Source organism: Lachnospiraceae bacterium KGMB03038, assembly GCA_007361935.1.
In the GTDB taxonomy this organism is placed as follows: domain Bacteria; phylum Bacillota; class Clostridia; order Lachnospirales; family Lachnospiraceae; genus Massilistercora.
The window spans coordinates 207,176-230,488 of record CP041667.1 but is presented as its reverse complement, the minus strand read 5'-3'; the positions used below and the strand labels follow the sequence as shown (position 1 = coordinate 230,488).

Genomic DNA, 23,313 nt, shown 5'->3' with positions numbered 1-23,313 from the left:
GTTACTCCTCCTTGTCGCTCATGGTTACGCTCTACGAAAATAAAATGTGTTGAATCTTATCAGACAACTCATCCTTTTTTGCATCAAACATTGCCGATAATGTACAATTTTCTTCAATCCCGCCATAGGCCAGGATAAAACCATTCTGGATCTTACGCCCTTCTTTGGATACTGTAAGCTTTCCTCCCTTTTCAGACGCGATCCGCTCCACTTCCGCCTCAAATCCTGCCGGCAGATCCGCCAGATCCTTCTCTGAGAAGAACAACTTTCCCTCCTGGGGAAGCGCGTACTTCTCCAGCACTCCCAGCATCTTAGAGAAATATTCCTCTCGCTCCATAGATTCCATAGATTCCAGCGCTTTTTCCAGGACTTCCCGGATCAACTTCTGCTTCGCCTCAAGGATCTTTGTCCTTCTCTGCAGATCAATGGAAGAAGCGATCCGTTCCTGATACCCCTTGACCTCAGCCTGCGACTTCTGGAGAATGCTCTTCCCGCTTTTTTCCGCCTCATCCTTGGCCTCACAAACGATCTTGGCCGCCTGCGCACGGGCTTCACTGACTTTGCTCTCGGCCGCCGCCTTCGCCTCGTCCAGGATCTGACTTTTCATTTTCTCTAATCCAGTCATTGCCCTTGCACTCCTTCTTTCTCTTCTTTAATTTGCTCCTCTGCTTTTATCCCTGATATGCTTAAACCTGGATAGCAGATACAGCTAAGATGGAGATCAGGAGCGCCAGGATCGCGTATGTCTCAACCATAGCCGGGAACAGCATCGCCTTACCAAACTGGTCTGGCTTTTTGGCCACGATCCCGATCGCCGCTGCCGCAGTCTCTCCCTGAGACTTTCCAGAGATCAGTCCAACGATTCCGACCGGCAAACATGCCGCCAGGATCTGCAGACCTGTGATCACAGACAGATCCGCCGCTCCTCCGCCCAGAAGACCGATCTTAGACAGCGTGATGAATCCTACCAGCAGTCCATAGATTCCCTGTGTACCAGGCAGAAGCTGGATGATCAGAACTTTCGCGAATTTGCTCGGATCCTCTGTAACAACTCCAGAGGCCGCCTGACCAGCGATCCCTACGCCGAGGGCGGAACCCGCTCCCGCAAGAAATACTGCCGCGGCTGCTCCCAGTAATGCGTAAACAATTCCCATCTCACCTAAAATACTCATGATTTCGTTTCCTCCTTAACATCTACATATTTTGTATTTGATTCAAACGGATTGAACGGCCGGCCACTGCCGTCATAAAATTTCCCAAAAAATTCTACAAACTGCAAACGATTTGTATGCACGTACGCGCCCAATATATTGATTCCCATGTTCATCGTATGGCCAATGATAAACACGATGATGAATCCGATCGCTCCCAGGATCCCATTCCCGAACATAGAACCCATCTCATTGATGACCGATGCGATAACTCCTGTCGCAAGTCCCAAAGCCAGAAGACGGGAGTAAGAAAGCACATCACTCAGCCAGCCCGTCACATTATAGATATCGTACGCTCCAAGCGCAAGCCTGAGCGCCGGATTCTTATTGTCCCGGCCAGACATGAGCAAAAGCCCTACCGCGCCAATGATCGCCAACGCCTTTGCCAATGTGTTCAAAACCGGCGGGAACACGATCTTAGTCTGCGCAACGGACGCGAAGATATCGCTTGGGATCAGCATCAGGATCAAACCGATCAGGAATACATACCACAAGACTACATCACAGATAAAGTCTTTTATATTTCCATCTTTCAGACACATATATCCTTTGATCCCGTGCCCTACAAAAAGGTGGATCAGACCAAACAGCATTGAATAGATCAGCAGCTTCATAGGGTCATCCAATGGAACAAACCAAAGAGCGTCTACATTGATGCGTGTCCCGAAGAACGTCTCCGACACGACCGGTATCACATCGCCAAAGTATCCCCCAAAGAGGATTCCCCATACAACCGTGGAAATCCCACAATACATAAACATTTTTAATGACTTGTGCATACCGCTGCTCATTCTCGGGAATTTCTTCAATAGTACGAAGCAGACGATGGCAATGATCGCTCCATACGCCGCGTCAGATAACATCATTCCAAAAAAGAATACATAGAAAAATGACATGATCGTTGTCGGATCAACTTCTTTTTTATTGGGAAGTCCATAAGAGGCAACCACGCCTTCCATGCTGGCTGAAAAACTATTATTCTTAAGAACTGTCGGTGAATCTTCCTCTTCTTTCACTTCCTCAATATCAAGCACACAATCAAACTTCTCTCCGATCGCCTTCTGTACCGCCGGTACAAACCGGGCCGGCACATAACCGCTCATCACAAATGTTCTCTGAGACTGAGGAAGTGTTCCCAGCACCGCGTATTTCTCAGCCCTCATCCGATAGTAATCACTGATCATCTTTAAAGGCTCTCTGCTTTTTTCCTGCTGGCGGATTTCTTCTTCCGTCTCTTCGATCCTTTTATTTAGTTTTTGAATCTCTGCTTCCAGAATCTCTTTCTGCCTGCGCGGGATCTCTTCTACTGCCTGTGTCGGGCGCGCAAATCCTTCGGCCCTCAATACTTCCTCAACCTTACTTTCCGACTCCCTCATGCAGAACACCGCCAGATAAACGGCGTCTCTGTCACTGTAGACCGTTTCTACATCTACGGCCTCCAATTCCTGGTCGGCAAATCTGGCGTAGATACTTTCCAGCGTGGTCTCTTTCGGCATTGTCCCCAAAAGCATAGCCGCCTTCTTGGTTCCCGCGTAATTCATAGGGACATCCAGGTTCAGCCAGGGGGTCAGTGTTTCGATCTGATTTTCCAGCTTCTGGATGCTGGCTTTATCCTCAGCGATCTTCTTGTGATCTGTCAGCAGCAGGCTGGCTGTTTCAAGGATCTCTTCTCTGTCTGCCACTGTCCCGTCAAACTTCTCTTTTTCCACCAGGTCCTTTCCCGCCAGACTTGCGAATATGGACTGCTTCTCTGGGGCGTAAGTCTCCAGGACAGCTAACGCCTGCTCTGCCGTCTGAGCTTTTTTGTCAAAACTCAGCCTGGCACTTACCGTATCCATCGTTCCAAAGCCCTCTTCACCTTCAGCAACCTGGTTCATTTCCATGATCCCCATAGACTGTATTTTTTCCAGAATAGCCTTACGATCTTTTTTCAGCGCGCAGATACTGACTCTTTGCATCGGCAGTACTGCCATAACTCCATCCCTCCTTTATTCTTTTCCCTTATTCTGTTTAGACAAGTTCCCCGATTACAGCAGAAATCGCCTCCGCTTCTTTCTGCCGAGCCGTTTCATAGAGGCTTAAAATCTCTGTCTCCACCGTTTCCAACGCCTTCTCCAGAGCTTCTTCCCCTTGGCGCTTTGCCTCGTTCAAATCAGCTTCCGCCTGCTTTGCGGCATTCTCTTTAGCCGTTTCCTTTATTGTCTTAGCCTCAGCTTCCGCCTGTTCAAGGATCTCGGTGCAGGTCTCATCGGCCTTTTTCACCAACTCCTCTGCTTCCTGTTCTGCCTCCCTGATGGTTTTAATGGTTTCTTCTACCATTTGTTCACCACCTCTCTTTTTCTTTTATTTTGGTCTTGTTCTTAAAATTATAATATGCTTTTCAAAAAAAGTCCATAAATTTATTATTTTTTTGCCTTTATCCAGCTTTTCTTCCATACAATTCTGCAAGATTTCTTGCAATTTACCATTTCAGATGATGAAGATGTCCTGTCCTCTCCATCCCCAGGAAGTCATTCTGACGCAGCGCCTCATAAAGGATGATAGCCGCGGAATTGGCTAGATTCAGGGAACGTATCCCTCCTGCCATGGGGATTCTGACACAGTCATTCTTATGCCGCACCAAAATTTCCTCCGGTATTCCCGCGCTTTCTTTCCCAAACATAATATAGCAGTCCGGTTCGTAACTCACCTCTGTATAAGCTTTCTGAGCCTTGGTAGTCGCCATATAAATCCTGGCATTTGGATTTTTCTCCAGAAACTCCTCATAGTTAATGTAGGTCCTCACATCCAGGTCATTCCAGTAGTCCATCCCTGCTCTCTTAAGATTTTTCTCATTTAATCGAAAGCCCAAGGGCTCGATCAGATGAAGACGAGTCCCAGTGGCCACGCAGGTTCTCCCGATATTTCCGGTATTGGCGGGGATCTCCGGCTCATGCAGAACGATATTGAGCATTTTCTTCATTCCTCCAAGCAATTGATAATATTTTAACTAGTTTATATCGAAAACTTGATGTTCGTCAATGTGCATATTAGACAGTTGTATAAAAACATTTAGTCAGGTTCTCCAATTTTCAAAAAATTTTCAATATTTCATCTGGCGCCGGCCGATCCAGATATCGGATTTCTTCTCCGTTATGCAGGATCTTACCTTGACCTTCCGTCAGACAGCCCGCGCAAACTGCCGGGATCCCTCGCTTTCTAAGATATTCCGCCATATTTTGTCCCTCCTTGGCCACGATCAGCAGACTGCCCGCCCCTGTCAGCTGGTAGGGATTTAATTCCAGATATTCACATATTTCAACCGTTTCCTGACGGATTGGCAGAGCCTTCATATCCACGGAAAACCCCTGCCCCGCCGTTTTCGCCAGCTGCCAGAGCGCGGCCAGGATCCCTCCTTCCGCCACCGGAATCATCAATTCCGCTCCGGCCTGATTCGCGATCATCGCATCTTCTCCCGCAAATATCAAGGATTCCATTTCTTCGGTCTGTTTAAGGAATCGAAGAGGGAAATGGTTTTTAAGCCGTTCCCCACACTCCCATAAAAGGCGCGCCGTTCCCCCAAGACCGATCCATTTTGTGACAAGGATCTCCTGTCCCGGCCTTACACTTTTTGATTCCGACCCTGTCTTACCGCTTTTTTCCCCGTTGACAACAGCCACTGTCATCACCCGCGACACTACCGGGCTTGGACTGATCCCTTCTTCTGCCAGTTCGATCCCCCTCTCACGGCAAAAGGCACGGATCGGTTTTAACATTCCGTAAATCCGTGCCTTTTCCATCTTGATCGGATACTCTATTCTCACTTGGGCCGCAAGAAGCTTCCCACATTTGGCGGCAACGGCATTTGCCGCTGCCGTCACTGCGTAAAGGCCGCCCTTTTCCATCCCTCCATATACGACTGCAATCTCTGACAATCTGTTTTCATCCGCCATTTTATTCTCCTTTTCCTTCTAAGAGGCCCCCGCCTGGCTGATCGCCGCGTTGATCTTATCCCTGTCCTGCGTTGCGATCGCGCTCCTTACCGCCGCGGAGGCTCCCGCGTTATCTGATTTCGTGCCCACTTTAATGATTTGATCCGATTTATTGTAATGACTTTCGTTTATCACTTCCCGCTCTACCTCTTCGCCATCTACAGACACTACTTTCCAAAGTCTCGCCGACCGTCCCGTATGGGGGCTTCCTTCGTTGGTCATCTCTCCAAGAGGCGCTTCCGGGTCTTCCTCGTATTTTACCTCATATTCTTCCTCCGCTACCGTCTCGCTGACATATTCCACCGACCGGTTTTCATCTCTGGTTTCTTTTCCATATATGGTAAAATGGAGCTGGTTGGAAGCATCGATCCCTCCCTCGATATAGATCGGAGTCTCCTGATTATTCTTAAATTTCAGATCTTTTGTATCCCCCGCGATCGCCGCGTCTCTTGAGGGTTCCACATAATTTACCATCATAGAATGCGGAGCCCGCTCCACGATCTCTATTTCCGCGTAGAGGAGGGCATTATACAGTGTAGTGGACACCTGGCAGATACCGCCTCCATAGGTATCTACTACCTGACCATTCTCATAAGAACCCGCAGGCACATATCCATGTTCTTCATCATAAGGCGCTGTCACATCATGAACAGAAACCTCTTTGCCCGGCATCACGATCATGCCGTTCAGCTTTCCTGATGCCGTTTCCAGATTTTTCCACCGCTCTCCGCCTCCGGCATCCGTAGAAAATGTGCCAAGTTCATCCTGGATAGACTCCAGATCTGCCGCTTTTATCTCTGGTTCTTCCTTAACTAACGCCGTTTCCAGCGTAAAATCATCGTGATTCCATTTGTCATTTAAATAGGTCTCCAGCGCTTTTGTGGATTTCTCAATATCAACTGTCGATCCTTCCTGTTCTTCCTGTATGGAAAATCCATTTCCCGTCCGGCTGATCGCGGCATCCTGCGCATGATCCGCGATCGGCACCGCCCGTTCTGTAAGAACCGCTTCCGCCTGCTCCTGATTGACCTTTAATTCTTCCTCCAGAACCAGCTTTTCCTTTTTCAGCTTCCTCAGTTTCCAATATCTGCCAAAAACACCGCCCTCTTTCCCATAAGCCATGGCTTCGTCCACGGTATCTTCTATATTCTGGTAATAAATCCCAAATTCTTCCAGAGTTGCCTGCGCGCTTTCTTCCCCAACCTGAAGCGTTACCGTCTTCGCCCGGTCTTCCGCCAGGTGCTCGTTCATAGCCTGGATCGCCTCATCTTTCGTCATGCCGGAAACATCCACATTTTCAATATAGATATGGTCGCTGATGAGATTCTGGGGGTATTTGGATACACTTCGATACAGCATAAAATAAGAGATTCCAAAAACAACAGCTGCGCACAGCAAAACAAGGCCAAAAAGAACTCTCCTCCTTTTTCGCCTTTTTTGCGCCATTTTCTTATGATATTTCCTTCTCTTCCGAATCCTGTTGTCAGACATGCTCCCCTCTCACTTCCTATGATCTCTAGGCCATCAGATACGGTATGATTGAAGTAGCCACCATCGCTATGATCACAACAATAATGATCGTCGCAATAACGCGCCTTGTTTTTCTATTATTAAAATCCATGTATTTCCCTTTCTTTACCCATTTCTCTTCATTCTATACTCTTTACAATATTTTTGCAAGAAACATTCTCCACATTTGGGACTTCGCGCCGTACAAATTTTTCTTCCAAACGTAATAATCTGGATATTATAGAGGATCCAATGATCTTTGGGCAGTTCTTGCATCAGGTCGTACTCCACCTTCTCCGGATCTGAATTTTTCGTCAATCCCAGTCTTGCGGAAATGCGCTTCACGTGAGTATCTACTACCACACTGGGATCATGATAGATATTTCCCCGGATCACATTGGCCGTCTTCCTTCCTACTCCCGGCAGAGAAGTCAGATCCTCCAGCGTCTCCGGTACTTCTCCGCCAAACTGGTCCCTGATCTGGGTCATACATGCTTTTAAATTCTTCGCTTTGTTATGGAAGAATCCAGTGGGGCGGATATCTTCTTCCAGCTCTTTTAGATCCGCATCCGCCAGAGCTTCTGCCGACGGATACTTCTGAAACAGATCCGCCGTCACAATATTGACCCGGGCATCTGTACACTGCGCGCTGAGCATAGTGGCCGCCAGAAGCTGCCAGGGCGCCTCATAGTTCAGGTAACATTTATAGTCCGTCCCAAATTCCCGGTCGAGGATCTCCAGAATCTCTTTTGTCCTTTTCTTCACCATTCTTTTTCTCCTTTATCTCTTCCGATGGGAAAATACAGGTTCTGGCCTCCTGGTTGATGGGATTTCTCTCCCGGTAATCAAACAGGACAACCTGATCCATGCAGGCAAAGTATTCCAAATGAGTCATCTTACGCATCTGATTTCTGTCATATTTGCTATAGGCCGGCAGATACCGCCTTGCCTCTTCTTCCTCTGCGTAAAACCGCTTTGCCTCTCTTGCCGTCACCGTTTCATCTCCCGCGAAGTCCGGCCGGCTCTTCGCGTTTTCCCTCAGATAATAATCATAGATTAAAAGTTCGCGGAACCGCTCTTTTTGCTCCGGCAGTATTTCGCCGATAAATTCCAGAAGGATCTCATATCTTGCGCTTCTTTTATGCTGCTGGCCTTGGAACTGTTTCTTCCTATAATAATCCCACAGTCTTTCATACAGGGCCCAAGGAGATTCACACACATTTTCCAATTCCTCTATTGTACGTTCAAACTGGCGGCTGTTGTAGTAGATCTCGACCATCTCTTCAATCCCTTTCAGACGGAGTATATCCCCATAAGAAATCCACCGGGTCTCCAGAACTTCATAAGGCGGGTCGCTTTTATAGATCAGACCGTAAGCCTTCTCGTTTTCCTTCATCCAGGATCCTTTTAAGACCTTTAGGAAGCCAAGCTGAAGCTGGTGTGGTTTCAGCCGGTATACATCATCGAATGATCTGGCGAAACTTACAATATCTTCATAGGGAAGCCCTGCGATCAGATCCAGGTGTTGATGAATGTTTTTCATTTTCCCGATCCTTCTCACCGATTGGGAGAGCTTGTCAAAGTCCATAATCCGCCGGATCGCTTCCAGGGTCTTTGGATTGGTAGACTGTACCCCGATTTCCAGCTGCACCAGACCAGGCCGCATGGTTTCAAGCAGTTTTAATTCTTCCTCATTGAACAGATCCGCCGACACCTCAAAATGGAAATTCGTCACGCCGTTGTCATGCTCCCTGATATACTTCCATATTGCCAAAGCGTGAGAATGACTGCAGTTAAATGTCCGATCAACAAACTTTACCTGCGGCACTTTCGCATCGAGAAAAAACCGCAGTTCTTCTTCTACCAGACGAAGATCACGGAACCTTAGTTTCTTGTCGATGGAAGAGAGACAGTAGCTGCAGGAAAAGGGACAGCCTCTGCTGGATTCATAATAGATGATCTTGTGGGCGAACTCTCCCATATCTTGATAGACAAAAGGAATCCTGCTTAAATCCATCGGCTCTCTCCATGGATTCTCCACGATCCTTCCGTCTTCCTGCCGGAAGGTGATTCCCGCGACAGCGGCTAATTTTTGATCCGCAAGCCCTTCCTTCTCACACAATTCACAGAGCTTAGCAAAGGTTTCTTCCCCTTCGCCCTTCATCACTCCTTTAACCTGAGGCAGACGCTCCAATACCGTCTCACTGTCATAAGAGACCTCCGGGCCTCCAAGCCATATCATCATATCCGGCCTGATCCTGCCCAAATCCCTTACCAGCATTTCCACCACCTGCCGATTCCAGATGTAGCAGGAAAAACATAAAACATCCGGCGCCTCTTCAAAAATACTTCCCATGATCTCGTCCGTTTTTTGGTTGATCGTATATTCCCGGATCGCGATCTCTGTCGGAGACTTGTGGGGAAGCTTCTTCTCGGCATATGCCTTCAGGCTGTACACCGCCAGATTTGAGTGAATGTATTTTGCGTTGACTGCTGTCAGTAAGATTTTCATTGGTCCTCCTTTCATTGGGGCCGGGGGATTTTTAAAAATCCCCCGGCCCCAATTGAAAATGCCCTGTCCCCCATTGACATTTTTTCTAAAACACGTTAAAATTAAGTCTCGTGCAGCCGGGGTGTTAGCGGTACCTTGTACCTGCAATCCGCTATAGCAGGGGTGATGCTGCGCAGAGGGCTTGTTTTGCAGAGCTGCCCTTGGTTAAGTAGTATAGAAGTCTGGGTCTTACGCGACGGAAATCTGTGAACCGTGTCAGGTCGGGAACGAAGCAGCACTAAGCAGAACCTTCCGGGTGCCGTAAGGGCGCCTGGACCGAGCTGCTGCCAAGGTAACGTCTGTGAAGTCTCGTTCGAAGCGCAGCGCACGAATAAATAAGGGAATGAAACGAGGGATTGAGCCAGTCAATCCCTTCTTTTTTTCTCCCGCAGTTCCCGGAAGAATCCTTTCATCATCTGACTGCATTCTTCTCCCAGCACCCCTGTTGTAATATCAACCCGGTGATTAAACTCTTCCATCTGCAGAAGGTTCAGGATTGATCCCGCACAGCCGGCTTTCGGATTCATACACCCGATCACCACCCGCTCCATCCGGGACTGTACGATCGCTCCGGAACACATCTGACACGGTTCCAAAGTCACATACATAGTACACCCTTCCAACCGCCAGTCTCCCATTTTCCTGCTGGCTTTCCTGATAGCGATCAGTTCTGCGTGGGCCAGCGTATTTTTATCTACTGTCCGTCGGTTATAGCCCCGACCGATAATCTTATCCTGATAAACGATCACACAGCCAATCGGCACTTCTCCGATGGCATAAGCTTTCTTTGCCTGCCGTACCGCCTCCCGCATATATTTTTCATCTGTATCTGCCATGATTTTTCCTCTTTTCTTCCGCAGCTATTAGTGGCGTACCGGCCTGCACCAGTACCCAAAGGTCTCCGGGACATTCCATTCTTCCGGAACCGCAAGTCCTTCCAATTCTTCCGCCGGTATAAACTCGCCAAATCCAAAAGCTCCGGCAGCGTTTGCCTCTTTCTCGTGATAGATTCCGGGAACTCCCAGCTTCCATGCCTCACCTTCCTCAATCAGAAGAAGGTGTCTGTAATTATAATATCCATGGAGCAGAAAACTATTATTGGACAGTTTCCATTCACATCTTGGGAGCTGCGCCAGGTCTTTTCGCTGGATCTTGCGGATCTTGCGATCGCGGTCCCCATCGGGCTTTCCAGCCCTCTCTGCCCTCACGCCCCGGAATTGGGCTTCCCGGGATTGCTCGCTTACAGTTTCTTCCCCTATCCCGTCTTCCAAAACCTCTGTCTCCTGAGCGCCTTCATCTTCCCGCATATCCGCCGCGTTTTCTGTCTCTTTTCCTCTCTCTGTTTTGTTTTGCTCTATTGTGGGGACTTCCGTTTTTTTCTCCCAAATCACCATTTGGTTAATGTCTGCCGGCATATCGTCCCACACCGCCGCATATCTGCGCTGCCCCTCCGACTCCAGGATCACTCCGTCAATCCGCGGATAATTCTCAGGCTCCCCTGTATCTTGTCTGGTGTAGCGCAGCCGGTAATTTACAGCCGGATTTACATTCTCGATCTCCCCCTGCCGGATCCCCATGCAGGTATCGTCCTCTTCATAGAAAAGGTACACCGTAAGCTGACGCGTTCCCTGTATCCGCAGTCCCTTCCCGTGAATATGGACCACCGTTTCTTCTTCCGTCTGCTCTACTCTTACAAATCCTACATTGCGGACTCTCTTTCCCTGCTCATACTCATACAGGTAACGAATAAATTGTTTCAATCCTCCACTTCCAATCTGGATTCATTTACCACAATCTATTCCCTTTTTCCGCAAAAAATACCTATATTATACGATCGCTTTAATCTCCTGATACAGCCGTTTGGCATAACTGTCCGTCATCCCGCAGATGTAGTCCGTCACCAGAAGCAGCCTCAGGTATAGCTTCTCCCGCGGCTCTTTCCCTTGGGCATGGTAGTGATAGGCATTCTTATAATTACTGGAAATGAAAGAAACCATTCTGCTCTCGATCGTTCCCAGCTTCTCCCCTGGTTCGTCATAATAGATCACCGCCCGGATAAACTTGTCCATCAGGAAATCAATCATTGCCGACTCCGCCACTTCCATCCGGTATATCGCATCCGAGGTAAACACCTTGCGAAACGCCAAATCCCCCAAAAGATCCATCAGCTTCTCCGCAAATGTTCGGTGGAACAGATCATACCGGTACTCTCCCTTCATGATCATATTATAATTAGATGTAAATCCATAAGTGGCGCAGTTGATCAGAAATCCCTGGACTCGCACGATCCAATTCTTGATCGCGTACTCTTCCGGGTTCTCTACATGCCGTTCCTTCCCCCTCAGATACAGCTCTTCCAGTTTCTCTGCCGGATAAAAAGAACCGCCGTCCTCAGGCGCGTATTTCTCCTGAAGCTCCAGCAATTCTTCTAATAATGTATGATAAGTGATAAAACCTTTGATAAACGCATCTTCAATATCTGCTGTCTTATAGGCAATATCATCTGCCGCTTCCAAAATGAACGTCAGCGGATGCCGGCAGCCATTCGTGCCCGTCTCCTGTTGGATCTCCTCAAAGATCTCCCTATCCGCATAATAGTACCCCATCTTCTTCTCCCGGATGTCTCCGGACTTCTTATTGATCTGAGTCGAAGACACCGGATATTTGACGATCGTATTCAGCAAAGCATACGTCAGATTCATACCGCGCTCATCCACCAAGAAATGCAGTTTAGAAACCAAACGAAGGGCCTGAGCGTTTCCCTCAAAATGATAGAAGTCTTCCCGCATCTGAGGAGTCAGCACTTGCTCAATTGGCGTCCCTTTATACAAAAGCGTCGGCAGGTTCCGCTCGAACCATTCCCGGATCGCCACTTCTCCGAAATGGCCAAAAGGAGGATTCCCAATATCATGGATCAGTCCCGCGCACTGCAGGATACTGCAGATATCTTCCTTCATCCTTGGTGTGAATCCTCCGTCCTTTTTATATACCAATATATTTTCTCCGATATTCTGTCCCAGAGACTTTGCAAATGAAGATACCTCCAGAGAATGGGTCAGCCTCGTCCTGATAAAGTCGCTTTTGTCCAACGGAAAAACTTGAGTCTTGTCCTGAAGCCGCCGGAAGGAAGCGCTCCCTATGATCCTGTGATAATCTTTTTCAAACTCACTTCGCAGATCCGTATTCTTCACGTATCTGTGTTTCCCAGCGCCTCCCCTGTTTCTCTTGGTGGACAATAATTGCTCCCAGTTCATCTTCCCCACACCTTTTCTTCCTAATCCAGATAGATCGGCGGTTCATAATCCTTGCCAAGGAGCGCTTTTTTTCGCTCCTGATATCCAAGGAACGCCCACTCTGTCATATCCGTCCATTTATGTTCTCCCCGGTCATAGACCTGTACATATCCGATCCGTTTGGGATGCATACGTACACTGTTGCTCTTATATTCTCTCCCCGTATAGGGATTGACGTCTCCCCGCTCCAGATCTTCTTCCTCTTCCATGACCAGATCTTCTTCTATCTCATTACTTTCGGATACAGATTCCTCTGGCATCTGAATATTCTCCGGTTCCGCCTCTGATGCCGGTTCTTCCGCCGCTTCCATGTCATAGGAAACCAACTCTCCTGCCGCAACGGCTTTCACCGCTTCTGCTTCCGTCACCGAATCCTCAGTGTCTCTATGCTTTCTGCGCTGCAGATAGGCTTTCCAGCCGCGTGCCTGCCGTTCCTGTTCCGCCCTCTCTTCCCGGTTGATCCTCTCTTGGCTTCGCTCTTTTGCTTCCCGTTCGATCTCTTCCATCTCTTCCAGAAGTTCTTCTACCGGAGGTCCCTGAAGGGGCATCTCCCCTTGTTCCTCCTCGATCATCTCATCCAGTTCCTGGTTGATATCTACAAGCTCGCCGATCGTAATATCTCGCTCCAACGAAAAGTCTTCTTCGTCCGCTTCCCGGCCCTCTGGATTTTCTGCTATCGAGACCATATCTTCCGGGGCTTCCTCGAGCACCTCCGCCGCCTGCGCCTCCACAGCTTCATAACGTTCTTGACGTTCCGCGCCTGCCCCTTCTTCTAAAATATCCAAACGGAAAGGACACCCCAGAATTCCGGCGATCATACGCATATCCTGCTCTTGAAAATTGTCCCTTCCAAGCCGCTGAGTCAGATTCTGGCGGGACATTTTCTTTCCGGTCCGTTTCTCGATTTCTTCCGCAAGTTCTTTGATCGTCATGTTTTTCCGGCTCAACACGATCTTGACCTGTTCACCAAACGTTAAATCCAGCATCATCTTTCCTCCTTATTCGATTATCATACCCACCCCACAGGATTTATCTTTCGTCTTTGTAAACTTATATATTTCTTGATAAATCTTAACTTTTCCCCTATATTCTAACAAATTGGTATGAGTGCGTCAACTGGACGGAATCGCCTCTTGCGTCATGCTCTCTTTTTACTTATCATAGAAAATAGAAGTATCCGCGCAGCGGATAAACCTGAATCAAAAAGGAGGAGTTGTTTTATGAGCAGTTTTATTTTTGAAAACACATGGGAAGAAAATCAAGAAGCAATGAAGACAAGGAAACTGGCGATCATCCCTGTCGGAAGCTCTGAGCAGCACGGCCCCGCGCTTCCAGTCGGTACCGACTGGATCATCGCTGAATACCTGGCGAAAAGGGTCGGTGAAAAAACAGACAAAGGACTTGTGGCGCCCGTCGTTCCTTATGGACACGCACTCTATCATGCCGACTTCCCAGGAACCATGGCTGTTTCCCAGACTACTCTTGCCGCCTACATACAGGAGGTCTGCGATCAGCTTGTTTCCTATGGCTTTACCCATTTCTTATTCTTAAATGGACATGGCGGCAATAATAACGCGCTTTATGACGTAGGACAATATCTTCGTTTAAAAAATATTCCTGTGGCGAATATCCAGTGGTTTGAAGTGGCAGGGGACCTGAACCCCGAATGGGGCCTGATCGGACATGGCGATATTACAGAAACCGCTGTTATGATGCACATTAATCCAGATATCGTAAAAGTGGAACGGGCACACATTCCGGATAATCAGAAAATCGGAAATATTCAGCTTCTGGACCTTCACAGAGGTGAATTTGAAGGCGCGGCTGTTTATCTGAATCTGCGTACAAGAGACGTCACTAAAACCGGAGATTTGATCGAGCACGGCCATGCCGCCGGCGTGGACTATTCAAAGAGCGCCCGCGACGCCACAGCCGAGCTTGGAAAAGAAGTGTGTGATGCTGTAGTAGACTATATCCTTCGTTTTATTGACGAATTCGTGACTTTTGAATTTGATTATAAAAAATAAGTTCATAACGTAAAGCGCACATCCTGAGTCTCGGCTTCATCTCCAAGACTCAGGATCGCATAAATATTTTCACAAGGCACATATCGATTTTTATATTCCTCATAAGTATCATTACAAAGTTTCTGTACCATTTCTCCGAAATGCTCTTGATTCTTTTCCCGAATCGCTTTTACCATCTCTCGATGCGCCTGAATCGAACGGATATCCTGTCCAAGCTGCACATAGAAATTATCATATAGTGTCAAAAATGTATCCATATGCTGGTAAATATTCTCAAAAATATCACTTAGATAATGGTTGTCCGCTTTATCTACAATGGTCGTATGAAAAGATCGATTGGCTTCCATATACGCAGAAAAGTTCCTAGTTTCAAAAGCACGGTATTCCTGCTCGATCAATTCTTCCAAGAAACGAAAGTCCTCTTCCGTAAAAGCTTCAATCCCAAGACGAAGTGCAAAAATCTCCAATTCGATTCGTACATCGTATAATTCCCGAATATCTGTAATATCAGGCTGTGCCACAAACGCTCCCCTATTGGGGACAATCTCAACATATCCCTCTTGAGCAAGCCTCTTTAAAGCCTGTCGAATCGGCGTCCTGCTCATCTTTAGCGCAGTGCTCAAAGACTGTTCCAAAAGTTTCGTCCCTGGGCCAAATTTCCTTTGGCATAATGCATCTTTAATCTTTTCATATGCTAAATTTTCCGCAGATAATTTTCTTTCTACCGCCATAATACTCCCTCTTCCAAGACCTTACATTTTTTGATCTACCATTTTATCAAATATGTGCCGAATTTATTGTAGCATAAATCCGGCACATATTTCTATTAGGATTCATTCTATATCAGCAATTCTACTTTTTATTCCTCTGCCTTTTGAGGTTCCTTCTTCAGCGGCAGAAATTTCCCAGTATATCCACACAGCGCTACCAGAATCAACGCCAGCCAGTGATTGAACATATAGGGAGCGTATTCATACCAGGCCACTCCAAAGGTACTCAGCATAATAATAGCGCCGTTGCTCCAAGGAACGATTGCCCCAAAATTGGATGCGCACTCTGAAAGTGTCCGTGCCAGCGCAATCTTGTCAATCCCCTCTTTCTCATAGGCTGGAAGATACATGCGGCCATTCATAATGGTGGACACATATACAGAACTGGTTAAATATACTCCCAGGATTGTGGTAAACATGCTGACCAGAACCAGGTGACCTCTTTTTTTCGCCACTTTGATCAGCTTTTCCAGGATTGCGTCCAAAGTTCCCATAGACTCGATAATACCCGCAAACACAAAAGCGCAGAATAACATCAGAATCAATGACATCATGTAAGAAAGCCCTCCACCGGAAAGCAAATCATCAATAGCTTCATTTCCCGTGGAGACAGAGTATCCGTTATACAAAGCAGACAGCGCATCTGTCACACTCATTCCCTGGATAAATATAGCGAAAATTGTGCCAATGGCCGCCCCAATCACCAGTGCCGGGAGAATTGGTTTCTTCATTGCCGCCAGAACTACCACCACAATGATCGGAAGAATCAAAATTGGATTAAAATTATAGGTTCCTTCCAATGTTGTTATAATATCACCTGTCAAAGATGCATCGAAGGTCCCAGAATTGCCCATCATAAATCCCATGATTACATAGATGATCAACGCAATCCCTGCGCTGACTCCAGATGTTGGAATCATACAGCCAAATAGGCGGAAGGAATTCTCGTCTGTTACTGCGGAAGCCAAATTGGTCACATCAGATAGGGGACTCCATTTGTCCCCCAGATATGATCCGCAGCAGATCACAGCTCCAGCAATCGGAGTTGGTATACCCAGTCCGTTGGCGACTCCCATCAGTGCCACTCCAAAGGTTGCCATAATCGCCCAGGCCGATCCGGTAGCCATGCCGCCGATAGCCGTGATCAAGAAGGTAACCGCAAGATATACGGATGGATTCAGAAGCTTCAGACCCCAGTATATCAAGATCGGTGTCGTTCCTGAAGACAACCAGGAACCAGAAATCAAACCTACCATCAACAGGATTAATGTCGCAGACATACCGATACCGATCACTTTCAGTATTCCTTCCTGCAGTTCATCCCAGGTCTTATGCAACACGATGATGGCATATAGACCTGCCGCTAAAGAACAAAGACAGATGGATATTCCTGTCGGGATCTTGCTGATGATTGATCCCCAGATCAAGATCAGCACGAAAACAATCAAAAGCCCAATTGCCTCTGGAAACGTTAATTTCCTGGATTGTTTCTTTTCTTTCATTAAAATTCCCCCTTCCCACTTTCTCTTATAACCGGTGAATCAACTCTTCACAGGACAGATTATCCAGCCCCAACTTATCCAGCGTTCTCATTCTCTCTCCCCGGTAGTCTCTTTGCATGATCGTAGACGCAAGAGTGATAATAGAGCTGATCACCGGCGTCTCTACCCCAAATTTTTCTCCCAATTCTTCAAAAAGTACCAGGCCAAATCCTACGTCTTCATGAAAATATCTGGTATCCAGCTTCTGAGGCGCCCGCACTCCCTTAAACCCCGGTGCGCTTCTATAGCAGTTTTCATAATCATCATCGATCAGATATCCCTGTTTCTTTGTCAATACCGGCCCCGGATACAGATCAAATCCCATTGCTTTCGCAATCTCCATCCGTTCCTCATCTACGCCTTTGATCAGGCGGCCGACTCCTGGCTGAATGCCATCCTCGTAGAAATAAAAGTCTCCCTTTGTCGCCTCAATCCAAGCTGCCATCATTAGCGTACCCGCTGGATGAATTGCCGGATTCCCATTCGTCAGCGTTGTCTGCAAAACATTCTTAGCCGGAACACAAGGATTTACCTGGTTGAAGGTTGCATATAGTTCCTGTGTATATTTAGATGGAAGGGCCGCAATATAGACCCACCCTGTCAACTTATGGTAAACATGGATGACTCCCGGAGACATAACCCGGCAGGCATACGGCAGTGTATGTGTCTCTCCCACGATTACACTTTCATCGTTGTAGTCCAGCCCCAGTGCCCTCTTGAAGATCAGTGCTCCCCCACAGGACCCCGGCACAATGATCACCCGCTGTCCCTCTTTCAATTTTCCTTTGCACGCCTCCCCAAAAGGCTGTGTACTGTAAGCAGGACCTACAACAAACAGCATATCGCAGTCTTCCAGTGCCTGATCGATGTCGAATCCACAATAGTCCAGCTTTGCGAAACCTTCCACTTTTCCTGAGATAGATATTCCTCCAGCTTCATTGATCGCGTTAATATTATCTGGGAATTTCTCAAAGTCAAATAACCGGACATTGTGTCCCGACAATGCCCAGTCCGCCGCCAGCGTACATCCGCCGTTTCCGCTTCCAAATACTGTGATATTCATACGCTTTCCTCCTTTTCTTTTTATCTGTTCTCTTTTTGTTCAACCTTTTTAATTGAAGCACAATATTGTTGAACAATTTTGTTTTTATAATTATATTCTTAATACCATTTATATGTCAAGTAATTTCTGATTATTTATATTGATATTAATTTAACACAAACTTTTTTCTTATTTTTCATGAATAGTATGCACAATTCCGTCCTAATCCGCTCAATTTTTCACACACCAAAAAAAGACAACCCTCGTTCTTGAGTGCTGTCTTTTTTGTACATGCTTTCCCTTGATATCACAAAATATGTATTCTACCATTGTCCATAACAAAGAAGTCTTTCTGCTATCCCGACCATAGCTGTAGTGATCACATTGGCCATCCCAATAACTAAGATTGCTCTTCTCCTGCCCGCTATTTCTTTCTTCATTCCAACACTGACAATTGGGATCTCAACAATCAGCGTCAGTGAAAGATAAATAGCTCCCACTATGTAAAAGGGTCCTCTATCAAAAATCTCCGCCCAATCTGTATATCCCCATGCCCGCATTTCTAAATATTCCATAAGATATGGCAGGGCAAAAGAGGCCAGATTCCCAATCACCACCAGTCCGATCAGTCTTTTTGTATTCTCGATCTTCAAAAAAATTTTAATGACAACCACTTCTATGATGATCGTAAGCGCCGCCGCCACAGGAAGCAATTCATATGGCCTCTGCTCCGTCAGCCATACCCAGGAAGAGTTGGCATAAACCGCTTGACCACAAACCAGAAATGAACACAGAAAAATACTGATACCTATGATTCCCTTCTTTCGACTCCTCATAAGACCTCCTATCTCGCAGATAAACGTTCCATCCGCTTCTTCAATTCACGGATTTCTTCCTTTGTGCGGAGCATTGGAAAATAGTCCCGTAAAATAGATAGGCGGCAGAAACTGCCGCCATTTAGAATAATAAAAAGATAACACGATAGCAAAAGAAATACAAGGGTTTACCACAGCATATTATTCATACTTTCCCTTCACCTGTTTCTTACCCGTTAAGAGCTGGTCGTTCTTATTTACAAAGGAACGGGTCCTGGCCTTTAGAAGAAGTTTTCTTCCCTCTGGCGTTCTAGTGTATACCGCCACATAAGATCCCAATACCTTTCGCATACAGGATGCAAAGATATCCGCCTCCTCCCGGTGCTTTCCGAATATCTCCGGCACTGCGTAAGACTCCTGCGCCCGCTCTTTTCCGCGCTTGCGCATCAAGAGATATCTTGGATTGTCGATCACTCCCCACAGCTCGCTGAGACAAGCAGCAAAAAGTGTCTTATCCCTGGTGCTTCCTCCCTTTAAATAGGCTCCCACCAGCACATCGCTTTCTTCCACCGCTACCCGGCAGTGTTCCGGATCTTCAATCTTCCCGATCTGGATCAGCGCCGCAAGAATTCCCTCAGCCGTTTTCTTTACCCGCTTCTGAGGCGTCATAAGGCTGACGATCCGGTATCCATACCGCAGCGCTCCAATGGCGCACAGCAAGAATCCAACTCCAGCCAGCACCGCGGGAACGGAACGCACACTTGTCCCTGCCTCAAGAAATACCCGACAGCAGAAAAACAGCACCGTTCCGATCACAGAAACGATCTCACAGGCGACCGCGTTCGCAAAAAGATAACCAATCTCCGCTTTATCTTTCTCTATCTCCTGTACTTCTTCTACCGCCATATCACCATGAATCACTTTCAGCGACTGTTCCCAAGCCGCGCGAAGGCCATCCCGGTCGCGGGCTCGCTTCAGCATCCGCCCATTGACCTTTTCAATCGCTCCCTTGGAATCCAGTTTATCACCTAGTCCGAGCCGCCCGATCCCGCTCTCGATCACTGCTTCCTGATAAGATATTCCAAGAAAAGCATCAAATCTCCGTACCAAAGTCTCATAATCTCCCGACAGGTCACTTCCTTTTGCCTTCCCCTTTTTCTGAGGAAGAATGCACGCGAGATGCCAAATGTTGCTGGTTTTATCCGGTTCTCCTTTGAATACACGGATTGCCCTTCCCCGCATCTGATTGCTCAGCATAAAAGACCCCACATAAGTAGCAAGGATCAAAGAATTGATGCAGGGAGAATCCCACCCCTCTCCAAGCAGAGATTTTGTTCCTACCAGGGCATTCATTCTTCCTCTTGTAAATAGCTCCGTGATCACGGCTACCATATGATGTCCATTCCCCCTAATGGAAGCTTTGCTGTAACCAGTATCTCCAAGCGCTGATAATGTTCCCTCGCAGCCATACTGGATCAGAAGCTCTTTTAGTTCTTCTTCTGTATCAGACGGTACGATCACAACGCTTCCACTTAATACTCCAAGCCGCAGACCCGGTATCCTCTGTCTGCGCAGATACTCGAAAATCGGGACCGCGCCGATCTCTTTGATCTCCTTTTCCTCATTTCCGATATAAGAGAGCATTTCTTTCTTGATAAAATCACACAAGATCAGAAGCCGCAAATTTTCTCCAAGACCTTCTTGCTCTGAACGGGCGATTTCCCCGATGCTTTTCAATTTCCCCGCGCTTTTTACCAAAAGCTTGGTGATTTCTTCATTTTGGGCCAGGCAGACCTTTTTCCTCCTGATGCAGCCTGCTTCCTTCAGTTTTTCAATTATTTGCTCCCGGTACACTTTGTCGCAGGGATAGGCCTCTGTATCCTCATATAAAAATCCTTGCAGCAGCACTTCCATCCATGTATTATCCAGTTTGGGAAGTTTCCCCTTCGTTCCAAGGAGTTCTTTCAGATAGGGCGAGAAAGGCACACCCATCTCCTGTAAAAAGATCAAAATCGAAGAAAAATATTGGGGATCATCCAAGAATTTCTCGCTATATTCCATAGGGCTTAAAATGCCCCTGTGAGCTGCGATCATCTGAACAAAATCCCGATCCTCCTTTATCTCTTCCATCACTTGGCTGGTCTTTCGCAGATAGGTTTCTGCCGCGAGAGTTTCTTCTTTTGTAGGCCAGTTAAAGTAAACATAGTCCTGATGCGGACACAAACTTCCTTCTTTTACCAGCTCCGGTGTAAAGATTTCTTCATCGATGGGGCCGCACATATCTATATACCGCTTCCACTGAGCCGGGGTACTGTCATAGGGAGGGGTAGCCGTCAGAGAAATAATCTTCATCTGGGGCACCTTTTTCAAAAACTCTTCCAGCGCTTTCCACCACTCACTCCTTAGATGATGGGCTTCATCCAAACAGATCGTCCCGATCTTGGCTTCCCGGATCGCCTGATATATATCGAACTCCCTATAATCTACAAGTTCTTCCTCTGACTGTTCACCTTCGTTTCCTTCCTCTCCCTCATCTTTCAATACCCCCATATAATGTTTCATACAGCTATGGAGAGCCTGATAAGTAATCGCTGTCACGGCTTTAGGTTTCTGGATATTATTAGAGCACCAGTCTTCTACTCTGTTTCCTTCCAGCAAAAAGCCCTCCTTGATCCGCGCGATCCACTGCTGGCGGATTGTGATACTGGGGGATAAGATCAGACATGGTTCTCCCAGCCTTCGGAACAATTCAATTCCGAGAGTCGTCTTCCCGGAACCAGGCGCCGCCACAATATGAACCTTTCCGTCATTTAAGTATTCCTGCGTATGGTCAAGCACCCTCTGCTGATAAGTTCTCCATGTCCCTCCAAACTTCAGCACACCCTCATATATGTTCATCTTTTCCCTCTCCTTCCATAACCGCATACTCCATATCTCTATTTTGACATAAGTAAAGACGGATATCAAACTTTTCTTTGATACCCGCCTTTACTTTGATCCTTCAATCATTCTTTTTTTACCTCTTTCTTAATAAATTTGGTAAATAAATGTTACGTCTTCGGTGGTCCGTACCTTCCTTTCTTAGATTTTCTTCCCCGATGCACGCTGCATTTCTTCTTCCGGGAAATCCTCTTCAACATATATGTTGATGAAAATAACTGTTCATTACTTACAGCTCGCGTCTGTCTTGTAATGAATCACTGTTATTTTGTATATTTAATATAACACCTTATCTTATTATTGTCAATATATTTTTATATAAATATATTGTTTTTTCTCTTTTCTTTTTTTATGGCACTATTTTCTGTTTTATTTTTCTCCAAAATATTTCGCAAATTAAAGGAGCCTGCTTCTCCTAAGAGAAACAAGCCCTTTTTTGCCCATTACATCAATCAGAATAAGAACCGTCCTCGTTCCTAAATCCAGACCAGTGCTCCAGGGAGTCCATGTCATCCAACGCCGGATCATAGTTCTTTTCGTAGAATTCCGCGTTCGTTTCTTTTACATCCTGAGGGATTTGTGTATCTGCCTTCAGATTTTTCAAAGCTTTTAACTTCCTGGCGGCATTCTTAAAATCACTCCTGCTCTTTCCCGCATCTCTCATGGCTGATTCCCGGTGATACATAGAGCCGCCAGTAGAAATATTGGCCATTGCCACTGCCGCTCCAGCCGACCATTTTATCGCTCCTTTCAGCGCGCTTGCTGATGCCGATCCAATGATCTTTGCTCCCTGTACCATTTTTGCTTTTGTTTCTTCCTTCTTCTGATCCTCCTGGTTTAGAGCCGCCTCTTCAATGGGAGTCCCGCAGGCTCCGCAGAATTTCGCTCCGTCTATAAGAAGGTTCCCACATTTTTTACAATATCTTTCCATTTCTCAATTCTCCTTTGCTCTTGATACCCTATAGACGAATGTGAAAGACTTTTGGTTTTATAGTTTCTTAAATTTTTAAGAATTTTTCATCACGACGCTTTCTACCACATCCGCCGCGTGTTCACAAGCGTCCGCGCAGTGTTCCAGATAACTGTAGATTTCCCTCCAGGCTATGATATGGAGCGGCTCTGTTGTTTCTGTATGAAGTTTTCTCATACTGGACATATAAAGGCGGTCCGCCTCTTCTTCCAAATCGTTGATCCGTATGATCTGCTCTTTTAACTTCTTTGAGTGTTTAAAGTCCGCAAATTCCTTCAAAAGTTCCTTTACAGCTTCACAGCAGCGGATAATGATATCCGTCATTTCTACCGCGTCTTCCTCAATCTCCGTCACATTATTCATATAGACCCGAAGCAGGACATCTTCGATCTTATCTGTAAGGTCGTCCAGATGCTGGCATAATTCGATGATATCTTCACGCTCGATCGGTGGGATAAATTCTTTTGCCAGCCTGTCCATCACCTCATGCTTCTTTCCGTCAGCCCTATTCTCGATTTCATGCATGGCGTCCAGCTTTGCGGAAAGTTCTTCCTGTTTGAAATTTCCCAGAACATCTCTGAGCAAATGCGCCGCGTGGCAGGATTCTTCCGCACATGCCACAAAATTATCAAAATAATACGCATCTTGTTTCTTTGCCATTTTCTTTCCTCCT

General features: G+C 46.7%; 21 protein-coding genes and 1 other RNA gene. 2 read left to right on the top strand and 20 right to left on the bottom strand.

The annotated features are described in order from the left end of the window. Positions 1-31 precede the first annotated feature (31 nt). The 9 genes from FND36_01140 to FND36_01100 all read right to left on the bottom strand — a co-directional run bounded on the left by FND36_01140 (position 32) and on the right by FND36_01100 (position 9,203). The gene (locus FND36_01140; GenBank protein QDW72754.1) at positions 32-625 is read right to left on the bottom strand and encodes a hypothetical protein; all 594 of its coding nucleotides are present in this window, start codon (positions 623-625) and stop codon (positions 32-34) included. A 61-nt stretch (positions 626-686) separates the two neighbouring features. Continuing rightward, the gene (locus FND36_01135; protein QDW72753.1) at positions 687-1,172 is read right to left on the bottom strand and encodes a V-type ATP synthase subunit K; all 486 of its coding nucleotides are present in this window, start codon (positions 1,170-1,172) and stop codon (positions 687-689) included. Then, positions 1,169-3,184, bottom strand: a complete 2,016-nt coding sequence (locus FND36_01130; protein QDW72752.1) for a V-type ATP synthase subunit I — start codon at positions 3,182-3,184, stop codon at positions 1,169-1,171. Before FND36_01130 ends, FND36_01135 begins: the two co-directional genes overlap by 4 nt. A gap of 37 nt (positions 3,185-3,221) precedes the next feature. After that, positions 3,222-3,530 carry a hypothetical protein gene (locus FND36_01125; protein QDW72751.1) on the bottom strand — a complete coding sequence of 103 codons (309 nt, stop codon included), beginning with the start codon at positions 3,528-3,530 and terminating at the stop codon, positions 3,222-3,224. Positions 3,531-3,672: 142 nt separating this feature from the next. Beyond that, positions 3,673-4,164 (bottom strand): tRNA (cytidine(34)-2'-O)-methyltransferase, encoded by a 492-nt coding sequence (locus FND36_01120; protein ID QDW72750.1) that lies wholly within the window; start codon positions 4,162-4,164, stop codon positions 3,673-3,675. 118 nt (positions 4,165-4,282) lie between these two features. Further along, positions 4,283-5,143 carry a hypothetical protein gene (locus FND36_01115; GenBank protein ID QDW72749.1) on the bottom strand — a complete coding sequence of 287 codons (861 nt, stop codon included), beginning with the start codon at positions 5,141-5,143 and terminating at the stop codon, positions 4,283-4,285. Between the two features lie 18 nt (positions 5,144-5,161). Then, entirely contained in the window at positions 5,162-6,628 is a 1,467-nt protein-coding gene (locus tag FND36_01110; GenBank protein QDW75506.1) for a hypothetical protein, read from the bottom strand. Positions 6,629-6,817: 189 nt separating this feature from the next. Further along, entirely contained in the window at positions 6,818-7,456 is a 639-nt protein-coding gene (gene nth / locus FND36_01105; GenBank protein QDW75505.1) for an endonuclease III, read from the bottom strand. Next, positions 7,395-9,203 (bottom strand): DUF4080 domain-containing protein, encoded by a 1,809-nt coding sequence (locus tag FND36_01100; GenBank protein ID QDW72748.1) that lies wholly within the window; start codon positions 9,201-9,203, stop codon positions 7,395-7,397. Before FND36_01100 ends, nth begins: the two co-directional genes overlap by 62 nt. Positions 9,204-9,311: 108 nt before the next feature. On the opposite strand from FND36_01100, the gene ffs reads away from it, so the two are divergent. Further along, positions 9,312-9,573: signal recognition particle sRNA large type (gene ffs / locus FND36_01095), an RNA gene on the top strand. Between the two features lie 34 nt (positions 9,574-9,607). Here ffs and FND36_01090 read toward each other — a convergent pair. From FND36_01090 to FND36_01075, 4 genes are all read right to left on the bottom strand, one after another. After that, on the bottom strand, positions 9,608-10,078 hold the full coding sequence (locus FND36_01090; protein ID QDW72747.1) for a nucleoside deaminase: 471 nt from the start codon (positions 10,076-10,078) through the stop codon (positions 9,608-9,610). 27 nt (positions 10,079-10,105) lie between these two features. After that, the gene (locus FND36_01085) at positions 10,106-11,002 is read right to left on the bottom strand and encodes a hypothetical protein (protein ID QDW72746.1); all 897 of its coding nucleotides are present in this window, start codon (positions 11,000-11,002) and stop codon (positions 10,106-10,108) included. 66 nt (positions 11,003-11,068) lie between these two features. Further along, on the bottom strand, positions 11,069-12,496 hold the full coding sequence (locus tag FND36_01080; GenBank protein ID QDW75504.1) for a deoxyguanosinetriphosphate triphosphohydrolase: 1,428 nt from the start codon (positions 12,494-12,496) through the stop codon (positions 11,069-11,071). Between the two features lie 20 nt (positions 12,497-12,516). Continuing rightward, complete coding sequence (locus FND36_01075) at positions 12,517-13,521, bottom strand: hypothetical protein (protein QDW75503.1); 1,005 nt, start codon at positions 13,519-13,521, stop codon at positions 12,517-12,519. A gap of 117 nt (positions 13,522-13,638) precedes the next feature. Between FND36_01075 and FND36_01070 the strand changes: the two genes are divergently transcribed. Continuing rightward, positions 13,639-14,562: a creatininase family protein gene (locus FND36_01070; protein QDW72745.1), complete on the top strand. Its 924-nt coding sequence runs from the start codon at positions 13,639-13,641 to the stop codon at positions 14,560-14,562. A gap of 2 nt (positions 14,563-14,564) precedes the next feature. Here the strand turns inward: FND36_01070 and FND36_01065 are convergent, their stop codons facing one another. The 7 genes from FND36_01065 to FND36_01035 form a co-directional block, all read right to left on the bottom strand. Beyond that, on the bottom strand, positions 14,565-15,293 hold the full coding sequence (locus tag FND36_01065) for a GntR family transcriptional regulator (GenBank protein ID QDW72744.1): 729 nt from the start codon (positions 15,291-15,293) through the stop codon (positions 14,565-14,567). Between the two features lie 128 nt (positions 15,294-15,421). Next, the gene (locus FND36_01060) at positions 15,422-16,834 is read right to left on the bottom strand and encodes a hypothetical protein (protein ID QDW72743.1); all 1,413 of its coding nucleotides are present in this window, start codon (positions 16,832-16,834) and stop codon (positions 15,422-15,424) included. Positions 16,835-16,859: 25 nt separating this feature from the next. Then, complete coding sequence (locus FND36_01055) at positions 16,860-17,936, bottom strand: opine dehydrogenase (GenBank protein QDW72742.1); 1,077 nt, start codon at positions 17,934-17,936, stop codon at positions 16,860-16,862. A gap of 302 nt (positions 17,937-18,238) precedes the next feature. Then, the gene (locus FND36_01050; GenBank protein ID QDW72741.1) at positions 18,239-18,751 is read right to left on the bottom strand and encodes a hypothetical protein; all 513 of its coding nucleotides are present in this window, start codon (positions 18,749-18,751) and stop codon (positions 18,239-18,241) included. A 180-nt stretch (positions 18,752-18,931) separates the two neighbouring features. Next, entirely contained in the window at positions 18,932-21,655 is a 2,724-nt protein-coding gene (locus FND36_01045; protein QDW72740.1) for a hypothetical protein, read from the bottom strand. 463 nt (positions 21,656-22,118) lie between these two features. Further along, the gene (locus tag FND36_01040) at positions 22,119-22,601 is read right to left on the bottom strand and encodes a zinc ribbon domain-containing protein (GenBank protein ID QDW72739.1); all 483 of its coding nucleotides are present in this window, start codon (positions 22,599-22,601) and stop codon (positions 22,119-22,121) included. 75 nt (positions 22,602-22,676) lie between these two features. Next, positions 22,677-23,300, bottom strand: a complete 624-nt coding sequence (locus FND36_01035) for a DUF47 family protein (protein QDW72738.1) — start codon at positions 23,298-23,300, stop codon at positions 22,677-22,679. Positions 23,301-23,313 lie beyond the last annotated feature (13 nt).

What these genes read in the sequence shown, in the direction of transcription:
- FND36_01140 (QDW72754.1), bottom strand. Translation starts at nt 625, where the DNA reads ATGACTGGATTAGAGAAAATGAAAAGTCAGATCCTGGACGAGGCGAAG.
- FND36_01135 (QDW72753.1), bottom strand. Translation starts at nt 1,172, where the DNA reads ATGAGTATTTTAGGTGAGATGGGAATTGTTTACGCATTACTGGGAGCA.
- FND36_01130 (QDW72752.1), bottom strand. Translation starts at nt 3,184, where the DNA reads ATGGCAGTACTGCCGATGCAAAGAGTCAGTATCTGCGCGCTGAAAAAA.
- FND36_01125 (QDW72751.1), bottom strand. Translation starts at nt 3,530, where the DNA reads ATGGTAGAAGAAACCATTAAAACCATCAGGGAGGCAGAACAGGAAGCA.
- FND36_01120 (QDW72750.1), bottom strand. Translation starts at nt 4,164, where the DNA reads ATGCTCAATATCGTTCTGCATGAGCCGGAGATCCCCGCCAATACCGGA.
- FND36_01115 (QDW72749.1), bottom strand. Translation starts at nt 5,143, where the DNA reads ATGGCGGATGAAAACAGATTGTCAGAGATTGCAGTCGTATATGGAGGG.
- FND36_01110 (QDW75506.1), bottom strand. Translation starts at nt 6,628, where the DNA reads ATGGCGCAAAAAAGGCGAAAAAGGAGGAGAGTTCTTTTTGGCCTTGTT.
- FND36_01100 (QDW72748.1), bottom strand. Translation starts at nt 9,203, where the DNA reads ATGAAAATCTTACTGACAGCAGTCAACGCAAAATACATTCACTCAAAT.
- FND36_01090 (QDW72747.1), bottom strand. Translation starts at nt 10,078, where the DNA reads ATGGCAGATACAGATGAAAAATATATGCGGGAGGCGGTACGGCAGGCA.
- FND36_01080 (QDW75504.1), bottom strand. Translation starts at nt 12,496, where the DNA reads ATGAACTGGGAGCAATTATTGTCCACCAAGAGAAACAGGGGAGGCGCT.
- FND36_01075 (QDW75503.1), bottom strand. Translation starts at nt 13,521, where the DNA reads ATGCTGGATTTAACGTTTGGTGAACAGGTCAAGATCGTGTTGAGCCGG.
- FND36_01070 (QDW72745.1), top strand. Translation starts at nt 13,639, where the DNA reads ATGAGTGCGTCAACTGGACGGAATCGCCTCTTGCGTCATGCTCTCTTT.
- FND36_01065 (QDW72744.1), bottom strand. Translation starts at nt 15,293, where the DNA reads ATGGCGGTAGAAAGAAAATTATCTGCGGAAAATTTAGCATATGAAAAG.
- FND36_01060 (QDW72743.1), bottom strand. Translation starts at nt 16,834, where the DNA reads ATGAAAGAAAAGAAACAATCCAGGAAATTAACGTTTCCAGAGGCAATT.
- FND36_01055 (QDW72742.1), bottom strand. Translation starts at nt 17,936, where the DNA reads ATGAATATCACAGTATTTGGAAGCGGAAACGGCGGATGTACGCTGGCG.
- FND36_01050 (QDW72741.1), bottom strand. Translation starts at nt 18,751, where the DNA reads ATGAGGAGTCGAAAGAAGGGAATCATAGGTATCAGTATTTTTCTGTGT.
- FND36_01045 (QDW72740.1), bottom strand. Translation starts at nt 21,655, where the DNA reads ATGCGGTTATGGAAGGAGAGGGAAAAGATGAACATATATGAGGGTGTG.
- FND36_01040 (QDW72739.1), bottom strand. Translation starts at nt 22,601, where the DNA reads ATGGAAAGATATTGTAAAAAATGTGGGAACCTTCTTATAGACGGAGCG.
- FND36_01035 (QDW72738.1), bottom strand. Translation starts at nt 23,300, where the DNA reads ATGGCAAAGAAACAAGATGCGTATTATTTTGATAATTTTGTGGCATGT.